This is a genomic window from Streptomyces sp. URMC 126, from assembly GCF_051386555.1.
In the GTDB taxonomy this organism is placed as follows: domain Bacteria; phylum Actinomycetota; class Actinomycetes; order Streptomycetales; family Streptomycetaceae; genus Streptomyces.
Map to the genome: position 1 here is coordinate 1 of NZ_JBPQTX010000144.1, position 16871 is coordinate 16871.

17 protein-coding genes are annotated in these 16871 nt (G+C 73.2%); 7 read left to right on the forward strand and 10 right to left on the reverse strand.

What is annotated here, in order from left to right:
* Nucleotides 1-161: 161 nt before the first annotated feature.
* From ACSNOK_RS18560 to ACSNOK_RS18575, 4 genes are all read left to right on the forward strand, one after another.
* On the forward strand, nucleotides 162-818 hold the full coding sequence (locus tag ACSNOK_RS18560) for a hypothetical protein (protein WP_436781824.1): 657 nt from the start codon (nucleotides 162-164) through the stop codon (nucleotides 816-818).
* Between the two features lie 187 nt (nucleotides 819-1005).
* Nucleotides 1006-1776 carry a Clp protease N-terminal domain-containing protein gene (locus ACSNOK_RS18565; RefSeq protein ID WP_436781825.1) on the forward strand — a complete coding sequence of 257 codons (771 nt, stop codon included), beginning with the start codon at nucleotides 1006-1008 and terminating at the stop codon, nucleotides 1774-1776.
* A 160-nt stretch (nucleotides 1777-1936) separates the two neighbouring features.
* Nucleotides 1937-2164: a serine hydrolase gene (locus tag ACSNOK_RS18570; protein ID WP_436781826.1), complete on the forward strand. Its 228-nt coding sequence runs from the start codon at nucleotides 1937-1939 to the stop codon at nucleotides 2162-2164.
* Complete coding sequence (locus ACSNOK_RS18575) at nucleotides 2164-3228, forward strand: serine hydrolase domain-containing protein (protein ID WP_436781840.1); 1065 nt, start codon at nucleotides 2164-2166, stop codon at nucleotides 3226-3228. Before ACSNOK_RS18570 ends, ACSNOK_RS18575 begins: the two co-directional genes overlap by 1 nt.
* A 137-nt stretch (nucleotides 3229-3365) precedes the next feature.
* Here the strand turns inward: ACSNOK_RS18575 and ACSNOK_RS18580 are convergent, their stop codons facing one another.
* Both ACSNOK_RS18580 and ACSNOK_RS18585 read right to left on the reverse strand, forming a co-directional pair.
* Nucleotides 3366-3557, reverse strand: coding sequence for a hypothetical protein (locus ACSNOK_RS18580; RefSeq protein WP_436781827.1), 192 nt, complete (start codon nucleotides 3555-3557; stop codon nucleotides 3366-3368).
* 86 nt (nucleotides 3558-3643) lie between these two features.
* Complete coding sequence (locus ACSNOK_RS18585) at nucleotides 3644-4177, reverse strand: hypothetical protein (RefSeq protein WP_436781828.1); 534 nt, start codon at nucleotides 4175-4177, stop codon at nucleotides 3644-3646.
* A 504-nt stretch (nucleotides 4178-4681) separates the two neighbouring features.
* Between ACSNOK_RS18585 and ACSNOK_RS18590 the strand changes: the two genes are divergently transcribed.
* Complete coding sequence (locus ACSNOK_RS18590) at nucleotides 4682-5950, forward strand: globin domain-containing protein (RefSeq protein ID WP_436781829.1); 1269 nt, start codon at nucleotides 4682-4684, stop codon at nucleotides 5948-5950.
* 45 nt (nucleotides 5951-5995) lie between these two features.
* On the opposite strand, the gene ACSNOK_RS18595 is transcribed toward ACSNOK_RS18590, so the two are convergent.
* The 3 genes from ACSNOK_RS18595 to ACSNOK_RS18605 form a co-directional block, all read right to left on the reverse strand.
* Nucleotides 5996-6232, reverse strand: a complete 237-nt coding sequence (locus tag ACSNOK_RS18595; protein ID WP_436781830.1) for a hypothetical protein — start codon at nucleotides 6230-6232, stop codon at nucleotides 5996-5998.
* 154 nt (nucleotides 6233-6386) lie between these two features.
* Nucleotides 6387-6527 carry a hypothetical protein gene (locus tag ACSNOK_RS18600; protein ID WP_436781831.1) on the reverse strand — a complete coding sequence of 47 codons (141 nt, stop codon included), beginning with the start codon at nucleotides 6525-6527 and terminating at the stop codon, nucleotides 6387-6389.
* A gap of 174 nt (nucleotides 6528-6701) precedes the next feature.
* Entirely contained in the window at nucleotides 6702-7010 is a 309-nt protein-coding gene (locus ACSNOK_RS18605) for an ArsR/SmtB family transcription factor (RefSeq protein WP_436781832.1), read from the reverse strand.
* A 140-nt stretch (nucleotides 7011-7150) separates the two neighbouring features.
* Between ACSNOK_RS18605 and ACSNOK_RS18610 the strand changes: the two genes are divergently transcribed.
* Nucleotides 7151-8587, forward strand: coding sequence for an MFS transporter (locus ACSNOK_RS18610; protein ID WP_436781833.1), 1437 nt, complete (start codon nucleotides 7151-7153; stop codon nucleotides 8585-8587).
* Nucleotides 8588-8795: 208 nt separating this feature from the next.
* Nucleotides 8796-9905 (forward strand): BTAD domain-containing putative transcriptional regulator, encoded by a 1110-nt coding sequence (locus ACSNOK_RS18615; RefSeq protein WP_436781834.1) that lies wholly within the window; start codon nucleotides 8796-8798, stop codon nucleotides 9903-9905.
* A 161-nt stretch (nucleotides 9906-10066) separates the two neighbouring features.
* Here the strand turns inward: ACSNOK_RS18615 and ACSNOK_RS18620 are convergent, their stop codons facing one another.
* From ACSNOK_RS18620 to ACSNOK_RS18640, 5 genes are all read right to left on the reverse strand, one after another.
* Complete coding sequence (locus ACSNOK_RS18620) at nucleotides 10067-10726, reverse strand: cutinase family protein (RefSeq protein ID WP_436781835.1); 660 nt, start codon at nucleotides 10724-10726, stop codon at nucleotides 10067-10069.
* Nucleotides 10727-10892: 166 nt separating this feature from the next.
* Entirely contained in the window at nucleotides 10893-11978 is a 1086-nt protein-coding gene (locus ACSNOK_RS18625; RefSeq protein ID WP_436781836.1) for an alpha/beta hydrolase, read from the reverse strand.
* Nucleotides 11979-12013: 35 nt separating this feature from the next.
* A complete protein-coding gene (locus ACSNOK_RS18630; RefSeq protein WP_436781837.1) occupies nucleotides 12014-14473 on the reverse strand; it encodes a penicillin acylase family protein in 2460 nt (819 codons plus the stop codon).
* Nucleotides 14474-14600: 127 nt separating this feature from the next.
* Nucleotides 14601-15413 (reverse strand): class I SAM-dependent methyltransferase, encoded by an 813-nt coding sequence (locus ACSNOK_RS18635; protein ID WP_436781838.1) that lies wholly within the window; start codon nucleotides 15411-15413, stop codon nucleotides 14601-14603.
* A 147-nt stretch (nucleotides 15414-15560) separates the two neighbouring features.
* Nucleotides 15561-16871, reverse strand: a 1311-nt coding sequence (locus ACSNOK_RS18640; RefSeq protein WP_436781839.1) for a glycoside hydrolase family 18 protein, incomplete at its 5' end; no start/stop codon positions are given.

Genomic DNA, 16871 nt, shown 5'->3' on the forward strand with positions numbered 1-16871 from the left:
TAAGAGACAGACCCGTCATTTCCCGGCCAACTCGCACACCAGTCCACGTGCGGCATCCTGCGCTGCACCAGCACCGGGAGTCACACGAGCCCGCCGGAGCGTGGCCGATCCCTTTCGGGCGGTGCAGTCACGGGAACCACGGCTCTCTACTCTCCTCCGCCATGCGCCCTACAACACGCAGACGCCTCGGTCTCTCCGGTCTCCTCGCCCTCGGCATCGGTCTGCCGGGTCTGGTCCAGCAGCCGGCCTCGGCCGCCGCCGCGCCGCCCATGACCATCAGCGTCGACAAGCCGTCGGCGACCCCCGGTTCCACGGTCACCATCACGATGACCTTCACCAACGACCAGAGCACGAACACCCAGTTCGTCTACCAGTCGATCCAGCCGACGTGGAACACCACGCAGGACCCGGGCCTGAAGTACGCCTTCAAGTCCTGCACCGGTGAAGCCGTCCAGTGCGACGTCAACGGCCAGACCGGAACCGTCCGTTACAACGTGCCCGTCATCCCGGGCGCCACCCGGACCGTCAAGCTGACCTACGACATCGCCGCCGACTCGGCCTGCGGTCCCAGCAGGCGGATCGACTTCTACTCGTACGTCTACTACGAGTACCAGGGCGGACAGGCGAAGAAGGACGGCGTCTACACCACGGGCACGGACGTCGCCTGCGCCACGCCGCCGGCCCCCGAGGCCGGTGCGACGGCGAAGAAGGCCGCCGTGGACAAGGCCGTCAAGGGGCAGGGCGCCAAGGCGGACAAGGCCGCCGAGGCGGCCACCGCTCAGCAGCGGCAGTGGCACGCGGCGACGACCCGTCACTGAGTCCCGCCGAACGGGCCCCAGGCCCGCGCCCAGGAGAAGGCCCCGCCGCCCGGCGGGGCCTTCCGCGCCTCGGGACCGACGGCAACCCCCTTTCCGGACCGCTGATTTCCCGGCACACCGAGCATCGCGGAAGACCGGAGACAACCCGCCTCTGGATATGTAACCCCTACGGGGTTACCTTGGGGGCATGCCCAAAGTCAACGTTTATCTGCCCGACGATCTCGCGGAGGCGGTCAAGAAGGCCGGGGTCCCGGTGTCGGCGGTGTGCCAGCGAGCTCTGGAACAGGCCGTGCGCCGGGTGACCGCCATCCGGGAAACGGTCCTGACCGATCTCGACGACGCACCGGCCGGAGCACTGGCCCACTTCACCGCACCGACCCGGACCGTGCTCAAGCTGGCGGCGGAGCGGGCACAGGACGCCGGCGCGCCGAAGATCGGCACCGAGCACCTGTTGGGAGCCCTGCTGGCGGAGGGCACCAACCTGGCGCTCCACGTACTCCGCGCCATGGAGATCGAACCGAGCCAGATCGAACGGGAGCTGACTCTCCGTCAGCCCGAAGGGGAGGCGGTGGTCGCGTCGGCGTCGCCGGGCGGCGACCCGCGCCGGCTCGACGGGCCCGCGGCCAACGCCCTGGAACTGGCGGTCTCCGAGGCGACCGGCCTCGGCCACAACTACCTCGGCTGCGAACACCTGCTGCTCGGCTTCACCCTCGAACCCGACGGCATCGCCGGCCGGGTACTGCGGTCCCTGGGCGCCGACCCCAAACTCGCCCGCCGCGCCGTCACCGCCGCGCTGGCAGGCTACGTCCACCTGCGGGCCGCGGGCGGGCAGGACCGGGCGACGGCGCCCGCCCACGCACGGCAGGAGCTCGCGGAAGCCGTCCGCGCCGAACTCGGGCCACTGGACCGGCGCATCGCACGGCTGGAGGAGCACCTCGGTCTCACCGCCGGAGACTGACCGTCGTGGCCCACCGCTGTTCGCTGGGGGAGAGCCTCAGGGCAGCCCGACGGCAGGCGGAGCGGCGCGGCCGACGGCTGCTGTCGATCCGGCAGTCCCTGCTTCTTCCGGTCGTCCTCATCCTCCTTCTCCTTGTCTCGGAAAGCTTGTGGTGACCCCAGTGCCGAATCCTCTCGACACCCTTGCCTCCGATCCGCAGGCGGCGGCGGAGCGGCCGGCGGCCTCGCCGTCGGTGGTCGGTGTGCAGGTCGCCGGCGTCGTCGACGGCGCGCCGGCCGTCGGCGCCGCGGGCGTGGCCGACGCGGAGAGCGGCGAGCCGATGACCCCCGACACCCGGTTCCGGATCGGATCGTATCGATCACGAAACTCCTCACGGCCGACCTGGTGATGGGCTGCGTCCGGGAGGGCCTGGTCGGCTTGGACGACCCTCTGGCCCGGTTCGTCCCCGGCCCCTGGGACGGCGTGCTCGTGCGCCACCTGCTCTCCCACTCCACGGGGCTGGACGCCGGCGACGTCTTCGTCGACACCGGAGACGACGACGAGGCCATCGCCCGGTACGCCGACATGCTGCGGGGAGCGGGCTCCCTCTTCCCCCCGGGCGCGACGTTCTCGTACTGCAACGGCGGCGTCGTCCTCGCCGGCCGGCTGGTCGAGGTCCTGCTGGGGCGGACGTGGCGGGAGTCGCTGCGAGAGAGGGTGCTTGACGCGGCGGGCATGCACGAGACGGGATTCGTAGCCGGTGTGGACGCCGAGCACGACGCGCGGACCGTCCGCGGCCACGTGGTCCGCGGCGGCGAGCCGGTCCCATTGCCCCGGCGGATCGACGACCCGATGTGCACGCGGGGCCTCGACCCGGCCGGAGGCACCGTAGTGTCCACCGCGGCGGACCTCGGCCGCTTCACCCTGGCGCGTCTGCGCACGCCCGGCACGGAGGTCATGCGGACGCTCCACGCGCCCGCCCCCGGAGGCGTCGCCACCCTGCGCGGGGCCGGGCTCGGGCGGCTGATCCGGGCCAACGCCGCCCGGTCCAGCGTGCGTGTCGGCGGCGCCAACCCCGGCCAGTCAGGCCTGATCGCCGCCGACCCCGCCACCCGGACCGCCGTCGTCGTGCTCACCGACTCCGACCAAGGGGTCGACGCCGTCACCGCACTGCTCGACGCGCCCGGGCCGCTGCCCGGCCCCGAGCCCGAACCCGCCCCGGCGGACCTGTCCCGCTGCGCCGGCCGGTACGCCTCACACGCCCTCACCGTGGAAGTCACCACAGCCGGCGACGGTCTGCTCCCCGCCGCCGAGGGATACCCCACCCTCTCGCTCACCCCACGCGACCGCCGGACCTTCGACTCGCCCGGCGGGCCCGTGGCCTTCCTCGACTTCGACGCCCACGGCACGCCCCACAGCCCGCGCTTCCGCATGCGCGTCATGCGCAGGGCCGGTACCGCACGACCACGCTGAGGAAGCCTCGCCGAGCAGGCGATCCGTGTACTCCGACGCCCTCGTCGTCCGTCACACGATCATCGCGGCGAACGACCCTTCGGAGGCGAGATCCGATACGGCCGACTTTCGAAGCAGGCGGATCCCGGAATACGAGATCAGCTCTGGAACACGGTGTGCGTCCCGAGGCACCCGTCCGCCTGGCACATCACGAGGACGCCCAAGGTGCCCTGATCGTGCACCGACACCTTGGAACTGTTGCAGGTGCGGCACCGGAGCAGTCCCTTCGAACCCAGGTGGGCGCGGGCCCGTGCGTCGATGGTCCTGGGGTCGCCGATGCGCGACGTCATCTCGTCACCTCTCTGTCCGTGCCGGATGCCCATGCTCCCGTGCGGGCGGCCGGGCTGTCCGGCGAACGGCGGGCCCCGGGGCGCCCTCAGCCCCGGCGCGCCGCCGCGTGCGCCCGCACCCCGGCGAGGCCCAGGAAGACGAGGGTGACGCTCGCGCCGGCCGCCACCGCGCCCGCGAGCCGGGTGCCGCTCGCCGTCCCGCCGGCCAGCACCGCGGCGAAGACCGCGACCGCCGCCGCCAGCCCGGCCAGCAGCCAGGCCGTGAACGCCCGCCGGGGGCGGGCCGGTTCGCCGACGGGCCGGCCACCGAGCACCGCCCAGTGCCGGTCGGTCTCCCGCCGTTCGCGGCCCTGCTCGACGAGGGCGCGGGAGCGCAGCGCCGCACAGCCGGCGCCGCCCGCCGCGGCGACGCAGCCGATCGTCGGCCAGGCCGCCCCGGCCAGCAGCAACGGGGCCAGCAGGGCCGCCGTCCCCCAGCCCGTCAGACAGGCGCCGGCCGCCAGCCGGCGCGACCGGGGCCGGTCGCCGCCCGCCCGGACGTCCGTGACGGCCGGCAGGTACCAGACGCAGCCGGACGCGCACAGCACCACGACGCCGAGCGCCAGGACTGCGTGGGACATGACGTTCCTCCTCGGAGCGGAGCCTGGTCGGAGCACGGCCCCGACGACACGCGGAACCGGGAGGAGCCCGGGTGCCACGGGGTCGGCGGCTCCTCCCGGCCCGCGACCAGGATCGGCGTCCGGCTCCGGCCGGCCCCTGGGCCGAACGGACCCGCCGCGGGCCCGACAGTCCCCTGACGGCACGTCAAACACGCCGGCCGGCAGCTGGGGAAGGGCCGAACGGCCCTGGTGGCCGGGGCCCTTCGGGCACAGGTGCCGGGTGCCATACTGGCGCGCGCCGCACACGCGACGGCCGGGATCACCGGCAGCAGGCAGCCGGCCCGTACCACCCCTCCGACAGGAGCCCCGCACCGTGTCACGCCACGACCCGAGCGCCCCCGCCACCCGCCCGCACCCGCGGTCCGCCGCGGCCCACCCGTCCCGGGAGCCGGTACGACGCGTCCGGGCCCGCCCCCCGCACGGCCGCCCCGCGCGCCGCGGCGACCGGCCGGCGGGGTGCTGACCATGAGCACCGTCGGCGACGAATACCACGGCCTGCTGGCCCGCCACGACGCGATGCGGCTCCGCCGCTCGCTGCTCTCCCAGGGCGAGCGGCGAACCCCCGCCGCGCCGCGCCGCACCGCGGCCCCCTACGACGGCGCGGCCGACCAGCGGGAGATCGTGCGGGGGCTCGACCTCGTGTCCCCCTTCGACGAGCTGATAGCCGAGCTCTACGACGAACTCTTCCAACGGTGGCCCTACCTGCGGTCGTTGTTCCCGGAGTCCATGGAGTTCCAGCGCCGCCACCTCGCGCACATCTTCCGGTACCTCATCGACCACCTGCACGACCCGGACGAGGTGACCGCCACCTTCACCCGCCTCGGCCGCGACCACCGCAAGCTGGGCGTCCGGCCCGCGCACTACGAGGCGTTCGAGGCCGCCCTGCGCGAGGCGCTGCGCCGCACCGCGGGCGCCCGCTGGACGGGCGCCATGGAGACGGCGTGGCTGCGCATGCTGCGCTTCGCCGTGGCCGCGATGGTCGAGGGCGCCGAGGCCGCCATCGGCGAACCGCCCGCCTGGCAGGCCGAGGTGACCGCGCACGAGCGGCCCCGCCCCGACCTGGCGATCCTCCGGGTCCGCACCGGTGAGCCGTACGCCTACCGCGCCGGCCAGTACGCGGCCGTCCAGTCGCCGCGGCTCCCGCAGGCGTGGCGGTACTACTCCTTCGCCAACGCCCCCCGTCCGGACGGCGAGTTGGAGTTCCACGTCCGGGCGGTCGGGGGCGGGGGAGTGAGCGAGGCGCTGGTGGAGCACACCCGCGTCGGCGACACGCTGCGCCTGGGCCCGGCGAGCGGCACGATGACGCTGGACGACGACCTCGCCGGCGACGTCCTGCTGGTGGCCGGGGACACCGGCTGGGCCCCGGCGAAGGCGCTGCTGGAGGAGCTCTCCTCGGGCCGCGCGGGCCAGCACGGCGTCCACCTCTTCCTGGGCGCGCGGAGCTTCGCCGACCTCTACGACGCGGAGACCCCCGCGAACCTGGCCCGGCGCCGGCCCTGGCTGCGGGTCGTCCCGGTGATCGAGGACGAACCGGGGCCGCGCTGCTGGGAGTCGGTCGCCGACGCGGTGCTGCGGCACGGCGACTGGTCGCGGCGCACGGCGTTCGTGGCCGGGCCGCCCGCCCTCGTCCGGGCGATGACGGCCGGGCTCGCGGCGGCCGGCCTGCCCGCCGGGCGGGTGCGGCACGACCCGCTGCCGGCCGCCCGCGGCATGGCGGCGCTCACCGCCCCCTGAGGCGGGGGCCCGGAACGCGCCCGGCTCCCGCCCGGAGGTGCCACGTCAGACGTTGGTCTCGGTATCGACGCACCACCGCACCCGCTGCCGGCGGGAGTCGGCCTCCGACCGGGCGCGCTGTGCGGCGCTGTGGTCGCCGGTGTGGTCGAGGTTCGCCGCGCGGTCCCGGAGGCGGGCGGCCTGCCGTTGTGTCTCGGGCGCGTCGTAGATGATCCCGCCCGCCACGGCGGACTGCGCGGGCAGGGCCGTGAGGACGACGCCCACGGCCGGCGCGGCGGTCACGAACGAGGGCGGTGGTCGGCGGGAAGAAGCGGCTCCCGGCGTGGGCGGTCCCGGAGAACGGGGACCGCGGGAAGCCGGGTATGCGCGCGTGCTCCACGTCGGGGAACTCCACGCCCGCCACGACGACGCGGGTCAGCACCTTCCTGACGGACGGTCAGCTTGGCGTGCGGCGGGCCGGCCGGTTCCGTGAACGCCTCGTGCGGAGCGAGCCGTCGGGGCCGGTGACCGCGAAGAGCGGGGCGGAGGTGCGGCGGGTCAGCCGGTCGGCGCCGACGTCGTGCGCGACGGCGGTCACCGCGCGGCCGTACTCCTCCGCGACCGCGCGGACGGTGGTGACGACGGCTTTCCGCGCCGGGATGGGACCCGGTGCCGGTCATCGGCCCCTCGCGCAGGCCCGTGCGCGGGCGGGCCCGGCCGGGTCGCGGCTTTCCCGCGGCCCGCGACCCGCACCCCGCGGGGGTCGGGCGGGTCAGCCCGCCTCGGCCAGGCGGGGCGGCTGGATCACGGCCAGCACCTCATGGAGCCGGTGCAGGGCGTCCGGCCGTACCGAGTAGCAGATCTGCACGCCCTGCCGGCGGGTGACCACCAGCCCCGCCTCGCGCAGCACCCTCAGATGCTGGCTGATGGTCGGCTGGGTGACCCGGAACAGGTCGGTGAAGTCGCAGGCGCACGTCTCGGGCCGCTCGGCCAGCGCTTTCATGATGCCCAGCCGCACCGGGTGCCCGAGCGCCCTGAACATCGTCACGTCGGCGGCCGAACTCCACGCAGTCTCACTCACGTTGACACTCTATCAAATCCCGCTTATATAATCCGTTGCCTAAATAGCCGTCTGCCTATGAAAGCCCGTGGGTGATCCGCCACCGTGGCGGCGCGACGTGCGGCGACGCGTCGTGGACGCCCGGGGCGAACGGAGGTCCCATGCGGGACGAGTCCGATACCACCGCTCCCACGGAGGGCGTGCTGTCCCCGCGCTACCGCGCGCTGTCCCTCGGCCTGATCAGCTCGGTGACCCTGGTGGCCTTCCTCTGGCTGGGCGTGGCGACCGTGCTGCCCGAGGCGGCCGAGGACCTGGGCGGGGTGCACCTGTTCGGCTGGGCGTTCACCGCGTTCATGCTGGCCAACCTGTTCGGCACGGTCGCCGCCGGGCAGGGGGCGGACCGGAGCGGCCCGGCCCGCCCGTACCTCCAGGCGTTCGCGGTCTTCGTCACCGGCTGCGTGGTCGCCGCGCTGGCCGGCGACTGGTACGTCCTGCTGGCCGGTCGCGCCCTCCAGGGCCTCGGCGTCGGCGGCGTGCTGGCCCTCGCCTACCTGATCGTCGGCCGCGCGTACCCGGACGAGCTGCGGGCCCGCATGCTCGCCCTGGTCGCCTCCGCCTGGACCCTGCCGGCCCTGCTCGGCCCGGCCGTCGCCGGCGCCCTGGCGAGGGCCACCGACTGGCGCGTGGTCTTCCTCGTCCTCGTGCCGCTCGTGCCGGCGGCCGCCCTGCTCACCCTGCCCGCGCTCCGCGCGCTCACCCCCTCCGGCTCCGGGCCCGGCGGGAACCGGTTGCCGCTCACGGTCCTGCTGGTACTCGGAGTCGGCGTCCTCCTCGCGGGCCTGGAGAACCGCGACCCCGCCGTGCTGATCCCCCTGGTCGTCGCCGGCGTCGCCGTCACCCTGCCGGTGCTCCGCAGGCTGCTGCCCGCGGGCACCCTCACCGCCCGTCGCGGCATGCCCGCCGGCATGGTCGTACGCGGCCTGGTCAGCGCCGCGTACTACGGGGGCGAGTCCTTCTTCCCGCTCAGCATGGCCCGGGTCATGGGGCTCGACACCCTCGGATCCGGCCTCGCGCTCTCCGCCGGCGCCCTCACCTGGGTCACCGGTGCGTGGCTCCAGGCCAGGCTCGACACCCGGGGCGGCGGTTCCGGCCGGCACGCCCGCGTGGTGCTCGGCTTCGTCCTGCTCGCGGGCGGTGACGCCGCGATCGCCCTGGCCGTCGGCACCGGACCGGAGAGCGTCGCGCTCGCCGTGGGCGGCTGGGCCGTCGCCGGCCTCGGCATGGGCTTCGTCTACCCCGCGGTCACCACCATCGTCCTCTCCCTGGCCCCCAAGGGGCAGGAGGGGGCGGCCAGTTCCGGCCTCCAGCTGTGCGAGACGCTCTCCGTGGCCGTCATGACCGGCCTCGGCACGGCCGTCACCGCCTACGGCTCCTCCCACGGCTGGGCCGACGGCCGGGGCCTCGGCCTCATCTACCTCATCGCCGCCGCCTGCGCCCTCCTCGGCATCGCCGCCGGCCTCCGGACCGCGCCCCGCCGGGCCGCCGACACCGCGGAACCGTCCCCCGCGCCGGCCGCCGGGGCCGGGCACGAGGCGTGAGCCCGACGCGGCGGTGCGGCGCGTCACCTCGGCCCCGCGGCGCGCGACACCAGGCCGGAGGCCGTGCGCGGTGCCGCGAGCGCCGGCCGGGAGGAGTCCTGGTCGCGCCTGTCACTCCGGATCGTTCCGGATGCCTTGCCCCGTGCTCGCCCTCCTACCTTGTCGACGCGCCGACCAGACCGACCAGTCCGGAGCCCGGGGAGCAGCGATGCCCACGACCGCCGTCACCGAACACCCGACCGCCGCCGCGCTCGGCCGGCAGGAGCGCGACGTCCTCGCGGCGGTCGGCTGCGGGCTGCGGGACGACGAGATCGCCGCCGCTCTCGCCATCCCCGAGGACGCCGTGGCCGAACGCCTCGCGCGCGTCCTGGCGCAGCTCGGTCTGCGCGACCGGGAAGCCGCCATCGTCCACGCCTTCGACTGCGGCCTGGTCGTTCCCGGGCACGGCCCCCGTACGCAACCGGTGAGACCACGGCCGTGGACCACCGGCGGCCCGGCGGCCGGACCCACGGTGCGGATCTCCCTGCTCGGACCGCCGCAGGCGTGGCAGGACGGGCGGCCCCTGGACCTGGGGCACCCCCGCCGGCAGGCCGTACTGGCCGTGCTGGCGCTGTGCGCGGGGCGGGTCATCAGCCGGCAGCAGCTGCTCGACGACGTATGGGGGATGGAATCGCCGGCCGCGAACGTGGTGCCGGTGTACATCTACCGGTTGCGGAAGGCGCTGCGCGTCGGGGACGGTCCGGACTCGGTCATCGAGTACGCGCGGCGCGGCTACCGGCTGGTCTCCGGGGCGGTCGACGTGGACGTGGCCCGTATGGAGGAACTGGTCACCGGCATCAGGGCGGCCGATCGAGCCGGTGAACCGGCCGAGTCGGTCCGCCTGTGTGCCCAGGCGCTGGAACTGTTCCGCGGGGAGCCCCTGGCCGGTCTGCCCGGGCCATGGGCCGAGCTGGAGCGGCTGCGGCTCACCGAACGCAGGATCGCCATCCTGCGACGGAAGCTGGAGTGGCAACTGCGGCTGGGCCAGGACGCGGAAGCGATCGCCGAGCTGTTCGCCCTGTTCGCGGCACATCCCCTGAACGAGCCGGTGGCCGCGATGCTGATGCGGGCGCTGCACCGGAACGACCGCCAGGCCGACGCGCTGACCGTGTTCGACCGCGTCTGCCACCGGCTCGCCGACGACCTGGGGGTTCCGCCGAGCCGGATGCTGCGGCGGACGCACCGGGCGATTCTGTCCGGCGACGAACCCGGGCTCGGCCCGGCCCCCTCGGCCGGCCGAGCGCGGGCACGGCGTCAGGGGACGGCGACACCGGGGTGACGTGCCCTCACCCCGGTCAGCGGAGGGTACGGGCGCATCGCCACCTGCCGGCGGCCGGTTCTTCCGGGCCGATGACAGATGGCGATGGGTGGGGCGATGTGCCGATGGGCGACGCGCCCGCGGCCTACGCGTCCCCGGTCACCGCCGGGCCGCCGGACGGGTCACCACGAAGCCGGATGCCAAGCCCCGTTGTACCACTGCTCGTTGGACGAATCGTTGTGATGGTCCATGTTGAAGTCGGGCCAGTAGTTGTCGTTGTGGTTCTTCGGGTACGTCCAGATGCCGGCGGACTCGTCGCAGACGTAGTCCCAGTAGCAGATCGTCTTGACCGGCACGTTCCCGAAGGACTTGTCGGCTCCGGCGAGCGGGGGGCCGACGACACCGCCGAACGGCACGGACCCTCCGTTGGCGCCGGGAGGGCCCTGACGCTTGGGGTCGGCGATGAGAACGGCGTTGACGTTGCCGAACGTCCGCCAGTTCTCGGTGACCCAGATGTGCACCACCGCGGCGCCCAGGGAGTACCCGCCCATCTTGACGTGCTGGTCCGGGCACACGGCCCGCTGGTCGCGGACCAGGCGGTTCAGCTCGTTGACGCCTGCCCGGGCGCTCGCGCCGTTGGGGATCTGGGTCGGGTAGCCGACGTGCTGCTGGATGTTGCCGGTGAAGCGGTCGTTGTCCCAGGTGCTCCAGGTGCCACCGACAACGATCGTGTACGTGCCCTCACACGAAGCCGTCGTCTTCGCCGTGGCTTCCTGTGTCACCGAAAGCCCGGCGGTCAGCACGATTCCGGCTATGACGGCCGCTGACCTTCTTGCCCGCATGTGAACCTCCCGTGTAGTCGGCCGATGTGTCCGCCGTCCGGTACGGCAGCGGGGCGGCCGAGGTCACCGGACAAGGGTGACAACGGCCGATGACATCCCGATGAAACCCGCGGGACCCGACCGAACCGTCGGGGCTCCGGCGCCACCGCGGTGGAGCGAAGGCCGGTCAGGAGGCGAAGGAGGCCTCCAGCCGGGGAATCAGATCCCGGAGGTCCTCCTCCCAGCAGCCGCCGTTGTGCTTGCCGTCGCACCGGGTGCCCCAGCCGGAACCGTCGCCGTAGTTGACGTAGTAGTAGGGCATGCCCAGGGCGTCCATCCGCTCCTTGACGTTCTTCGCCGCACCCGAGACCCAGAACTCCAGGTCGAGGGGCGAGCCGCCGCCGTCGCCGACGTAGACGGAGACCCCGACCCCGGCCTTCGCGAGCGTGTCCATGTGCTGCGACGGATCGACCTCGTTCCACCGCCGGTCGGCGTTGAACACCGGGTAGGGCGAGCCGAACGCGGCGTCACTGTCCACGGCGGGCTTGTAGGGGGAGTCCTTGGGGTCGCAGACCCCGGACGCCGAGGCACAGAACGCGCCTTGCGCGTCGATGAGAGTGGCGACGACCGCCAGGCGCAGGTCCATGGACCTGACCGACAGGTCGATGTCCCCCGAGAGGGACGCGGTCTGGCTGAACAGGTCCGGGCGGACCTGGGCGTAGTGGAAGGCTCCGAAGCCGCCCATGGAGACGCCGGCGATGGCCCGCGCCTTCTTGGTGGGGATCGTCCGCAGGTTGGCGTCGATGAACGGGATCACCTGCTTGAGGTGGAAGTTCTCCCAGTTCTGGGCACCGGCCTTGGTCTTCTGGTTCAGCCAGTTGGCATACCAGCCCCGAGGACCACCGTCCGGGATGACGGTGATCATCCGGTCCGACATGCTCAGCGCCGGATACGTCTGCTGTATCGGGTCGTCGGGTGAACCGTGCAGGAAGTACAGCACCGGATAGCGCCTGCTCGGGTTGTCGTGGTAACTGCTCGGCAGAATGATTTTGATGTGCTGCTCACCGGCGACCTCGGGCGTTCTCACGGTGAGATGGAAGGTGGTGGCGTTGCCCTCCGGCGCGCCGACCTGGGTCAGGCCGAACCCGTCCGTCATCGGCGGCGGGGCGGTGCCGCCGTCGGCGGCCCGCGCCGCGCCCGCCGGCGCGACCGCGGCCACGGCGGCGAACACCCACACCACCGCCGTACGCCACCAGCTCGATCTGGTCGTCACAATGCGCCCCCTCATGGTGGGTCTTTCCGGCATGCTCAGTTCAGGACTTGGGTCCGCAACCGCGGTGACGCCGCGATCTGTTCCTCGGTGAACCGCTCGGTCACCCACCGGCCGGCCGAGAACAGCCTGGTCTGGTCGGCGTAGTGCGGTGACGTGGGGTCGGCCGACTGGGAGTAGGCCATGACGGAGAGCGCCTGGGGCGGTCCGTCGGAGGTGAAACGCACCTGCTGGACGAAGCTGGACCCGTAGACGACGTCCGGCACCCCGCCGACCTGGCCGGGCGTGATCACGTTCAGCACGCCCAGTTCGGAGACCGTGCCGTGGATCGGGATCCGCTCATCCCCCCGGGTGACCTTCTGGACGTCCGACAGCGGTGCGTCCAGCGGGATGCCCGCCTTGCGCAGAGCGAGAACCGCCCGGGCCAGCGCGTCGCGGACCGCGGAGTTCCCGGCGTCGAGCGAGTTGGGCGTGTGCACCGGGTCCTTGGGGTCGAAGGCGACCCGCCACGGCAGTTTCTCGACCGGCTGCCCGCCGAGCAGGCGGACCCACGAGTTCGCGAACAGCCAGGACCCCCGGCTGTCAACCGTGTAGGCGTGGTCCTTCCAGGCGGCCAGGATCGGGCACGCCTCGCTGATGTTCACCAGGTTGCCGTCCACCAGGACCATCCCGAAGGGAGTGTCCCGGCACGCCTTCACCATCGCGTTGAGGCCCAGGTCGGCCGCCCTGCTGCGGTCGGCGAACAGCGACATCCCCATGGTCTCCGGCGTGAAGCCCCTGCCCGGCAGGCCGTCGGTGCCGTTGATCCGGTTCTGCGCGGTCAGGATCAGCTCCTGGGTACGCAGCGAGCGGGGCGTCGCGGTGTCGCCCATCACCTTCGGGAAGGACAGCGGCTGCGCGGGGTTGGCCAGCCAGGCACTGTCGTTGCCGTTGGCCGCGAAGTCGGACCGGATCAGGCGTGGCTGCCGGTGCGGGTCCAGAAGCCCGGGCGCGGCGGCGTTCGGATCGGCGGGCCAGTCGCAGGCGCCGCGCTTGCCGTCGAAGATGGAGATCGGCGGCACGTTCGACGGCCGCAGTCCCGGGTTGAACAGCAGCCGGCCGGTCATGGTGAGGCACGATTCCGCGTGCTCGTCGGTGATGTTCGGGGCGGCCTGGATGTCCGCGTACAGCGCGTTGCCCTTGCGGTCCGAGGCCACGGTGTTGAAGAAGGGGATGCCCTGGGTGGTCTCCAGGATGTTCACCACGTCGTGGACGTCCTTGGCGTGGTCGAGGCGGAACCACGTGTTCAGTGCCCGCAGGTTGTCCATGTTCGCGTCGCGCACCGCGTGGGCGCTGACCACCCAGGGCAGCGGGACGCCCTGCAGCGACGTGGTGACCGGGCCGTACCGGGTGGACCACAGCGTCCTGGTGACCCTGCCGAGGGAACCGTCCGCCTTCCGGACGTCGACGCCGACCTCCTGGGAGGTCATCCGCTCCCACTTGCCGTCGACCAGGTACATGGTCGGATTCAGCGGATCCACCTGCACGTCGAACAGTCCGAACGGAGCCACCGTGGCGATCGTGTGGCTCCAGGCGACGTTCTCGTTGTACCCGATGTTCACCGCGGGGAAGCCGAGCAGGCTGGCCCCGGAGACGTTGAACTTCCCCGGGATCGTCAGCTGGCTCTGCCACATCCGGTTCTTGCCCTGCCACGGGAAGTGCGGGTTGGCCAGCAGCATGCCGGTGCCGCCGGACACGCCCTGGGAACCGACCGCCAACGCGTTGCTTCCCATGCCCTGCCGGCGGCTCGCCGCCATCGCGTCGCGGATCTTCTCCGCCGTCTTCGCGGGTGAGGCGGCCGGCGGCCTGGCGGCCGACGCTCCCGGGGGAGCGGCGTTCACCAGACCGTCCACCAGCGCGTCGGCGCTGCCCATGATGATCTCGGCATGCGCGTGCCGGTAGACGTCCAGCTCCGTGATCGGCCGCACCCAGGCCGCGCCGCGACAGGCCGGGTCGGAGATGCCGTCCACGCCCGTCTCGGACAGGTACCGGTTGTAGCCCTGGACGTAGCCGCGGATGGCCTCTTTGACCTCCGGTTCCGGACCGTTGGGGGCGGGCTGGTCGAGCAGCCGCTCCACCACCCGGTTGTCCTTGAGCCGCTGGAAGTACAGATCGCTGTTGAGGTTGGTCGTGGTGTTCTGGTTCTGGCCGGGGCTCGCCCTGCCGTCGGGTCCCAGGTGGCGGGACCTCTGGGCGTTGACCATCAGATAGGTGTCGGCCAGGGTGCAGATGTTGTCCTTGGCCGCCGCGTAGCCGTATCCCGTTCCCAGGTCCTCCCAGTTCGAGGCGGTGATGTGCGGGATTCCGTACTCGGTGTACCGGATCGTCGGCTTGTCCGGCCCCGGTGCGGCAGCGGCCGTACCCGTGGCCGTCGCCCCGGTGGCCGCCAGCGCGCTCGTCACCGCCAGCACGACCGCGACCGCCAGCGGCGGCCTTTTTCTGTGTCTCCTCCGCGCCATCGAGCCGTCCCTCCCCTGTCGACCGGTCTTCGCCGGGCACGGCCACGCTAAGGAGGGCTGGGTGAAATTCCGATGACGGCGCCGGACGCCGGGGGCGGCCGAGCCGTCCGGGGACCGGCGGCGCGGCTCAGAAGCTGTGCGGCCGCTGGCCCTGTACCGAGTACATCAGGCAGGAGGTGGCCAGGAAGTCCGGGTGGCCCATGGCCGCGCGGGCCGCCTCCAGACCGGCGTCCGTCAGGCCGGCGGAGCGGAACCGGTCCCGGAGGTGGTGGGTGTTGTGGATCTGCAGGGCCGTGCCCGGGGAGTGGGCGCGCCACTGCTGGACGGCGGGCTCCGCGTCGACCCGGACGAGGCCGGCCCGGTGCATGGCGGTCGCCGCCCTGCGCCCCCACGCCAGGTCGACCCCCGCCGCCTCCAGCAGGCGGAGCTTGGCGTCGAGGTAGGAGCGGTACGCCGCGGCGGCGGCCTCGTCGCATCCGCCGACGGGCACCAGCGGGCCGTAGGTGGTCTCGTCGAACTCGTCGAGCTGGAGCCAGCCCCCGGGCCGGAGCGCGGTGACCAGCCGCCGCAGCACCGCCTCGCGCTCGGGCAGGTGCATCAGCACCAGCCGGGCGTGGACGATGTCGAACGCGCCTTCGGGCAGCGGGTCGGTCCGCACGTCGTGGACGAGGACGCGCAGGCCGGGCGCGGCCGGGGCGTGCTGCGGTTTGACGTCCGTGGCCAGCACGGAACCGGTCGGCGCCACCCGGGCCGCCAGCCACCGCGCGACACTGCCGCCGCCCGCGCCCACCTCCAGGCAGTGCGCGCCCGGGGCGACCGGGAGCCGGGCGAGCCGGTGGGTGGTGAAGCCGTCGTACGCCGCGGCGAGGCAACGGTGTTGCTCCGTGGCGTGCTCACTGTCGTTGTCGAACGCGTAACCGAGCGGGGGAGTCGTCGTCATACCGTCCTCGGAGTCGTCGCGATCCGGAACCCCGGCGCTGCCGGAACCGACGGTACCGGCCCCGGTCCGCCCGGACGCCGAGGACGGCCGCCGACCACCCGGTACGGGGACGGCGCTCCCCGTACCGTCGCGCGTCCGTGCGGGAGGTCAGCCGGTGAACGTGCCGAGGATCCTGCTGTACTCGTACTCCTGCTGGCTCGGTATGCCGGAGCAGACCGGGCTGGCGGTCGGTTTGTCACACGGGTGGTCGCGGGTGGCCGACCACATGGACAGCCGCCCGATGTGTTTCTCCGCCGCCCACCGGGCGAGCCGGCGGGCGTCCTCCAGCCGGAAGGTCTCGCCCGGGCTGTCGTTGACACCGATCATCGGCGTGATGCCGACCATCTTCCACACCGCCGCGTCCGGGGTCCCCGGGTAGACCGCGGCGAGCTGGTCGTGCAGGTTGGTGCCCGCGTCGATGGCGGCCTGGCCCATGTCCGCGACCGGGGGGCCGTAGTCCATGGCCATCACGTTCCAGGTCTCCACGGCCAGGCCGTTCCTGACCGCGTCGCGGACGACCTCCAGGCCGTCCGGGGTGAGCCCGCTCGCCAGCACCGGCAGGGTGTAGGAGATGTGCAGCGGGGTGCCCTTGGCCGCGTACCGCTTCTGGAGCGCCGCGAGGGCCTTGGCGCGGCGGGTGTTGGCCGCCTTGTCGACGACGGCGGTGCCCTCGACGTCGAAGTCCAGCTTGTACGCCTTGAGCCGCTCGACGACGCCGCCGTACGCCTCGGTGAGGGCGCCGACGTCCGTGATGTCCTGGGCGAGCTCCTGGTTGTTGGCGCCGCCGAACGAGACGACCACGTCACCGCCCGCCCGCCGCAGCGCGTTGATCCGGGGGACCCCGTAGTTGCCCGAGACGGGGTGCGAGTGCTGGCCGCCCCAGACCGGCGTCTTCCGGTCCTGGGCGTCCGAGACGACGAACGCCGTGGTGAACTGCCGGGCCCCGCTCAGCTCCGACATCCTCGGCAGGTCGGGCTCGGGGTAGAGGCTGGTGTCGACGTACGGGGCCCAGGTGGCGGGCGCGTCGGGCTTCCCGGGGACGGCCGCGATGGGGGACGGGTCCTCCTTCCAGGCGATGATGATCTCCAGGCCGTTCTGCGGGACCTTCCGGCGCCAGTCCTGGGCCGGTGCCACAGTCAGCGTCGAGCCGGCGACGGTGACCTGGTCCTGCTGGTACTCGCTGTCGAAGGCCTGGCCCTCGGGCAGGGTGAACCGCACCTTCCAGTCCACGTCCGGGGTGGCCTGCCCGCTGACGGGCCGTAAGACGTAGTGGTAGGTGCCGCCGCTGCCCCAGTTCTGGTCCTTGCTGCCGGACTGGTCGCCCGTCCAGGACAGGCCGACCTTGTCGGCGGCGGACAGCAGTTCGGCCCCCAGGGGGCCGACCGCGGCGGCGGGCGAGGCGGCGGGGGACGGGGCGGG

Bases quoted from the DNA above. Each gene is read 5' to 3' on its own strand.
- ACSNOK_RS18615 (WP_436781834.1), top strand. From the start codon at position 8,796: ATGCCCACGACCGCCGTCACCGAACACCCGACCGCCGCCGCGCTCGGC.
- ACSNOK_RS18580 (WP_436781827.1), bottom strand. From the start codon at position 3,557: ATGACGTCGCGCATCGGCGACCCCAGGACCATCGACGCACGGGCCCGC.
- ACSNOK_RS18565 (WP_436781825.1), top strand. From the start codon at position 1,006: ATGCCCAAAGTCAACGTTTATCTGCCCGACGATCTCGCGGAGGCGGTC.
- ACSNOK_RS18585 (WP_436781828.1), bottom strand. From the start codon at position 4,177: ATGTCCCACGCAGTCCTGGCGCTCGGCGTCGTGGTGCTGTGCGCGTCC.
- ACSNOK_RS18590 (WP_436781829.1), top strand. From the start codon at position 4,682: ATGAGCACCGTCGGCGACGAATACCACGGCCTGCTGGCCCGCCACGAC.
- ACSNOK_RS18575 (WP_436781840.1), top strand. From the start codon at position 2,164: ATGGGCTGCGTCCGGGAGGGCCTGGTCGGCTTGGACGACCCTCTGGCC.
- ACSNOK_RS18630 (WP_436781837.1), bottom strand. From the start codon at position 14,473: ATGGCGCGGAGGAGACACAGAAAAAGGCCGCCGCTGGCGGTCGCGGTC.
- ACSNOK_RS18635 (WP_436781838.1), bottom strand. From the start codon at position 15,413: ATGACGACGACTCCCCCGCTCGGTTACGCGTTCGACAACGACAGTGAG.
- ACSNOK_RS18560 (WP_436781824.1), top strand. From the start codon at position 162: ATGCGCCCTACAACACGCAGACGCCTCGGTCTCTCCGGTCTCCTCGCC.
- ACSNOK_RS18620 (WP_436781835.1), bottom strand. From the start codon at position 10,726: ATGCGGGCAAGAAGGTCAGCGGCCGTCATAGCCGGAATCGTGCTGACC.
- ACSNOK_RS18610 (WP_436781833.1), top strand. From the start codon at position 7,151: ATGCGGGACGAGTCCGATACCACCGCTCCCACGGAGGGCGTGCTGTCC.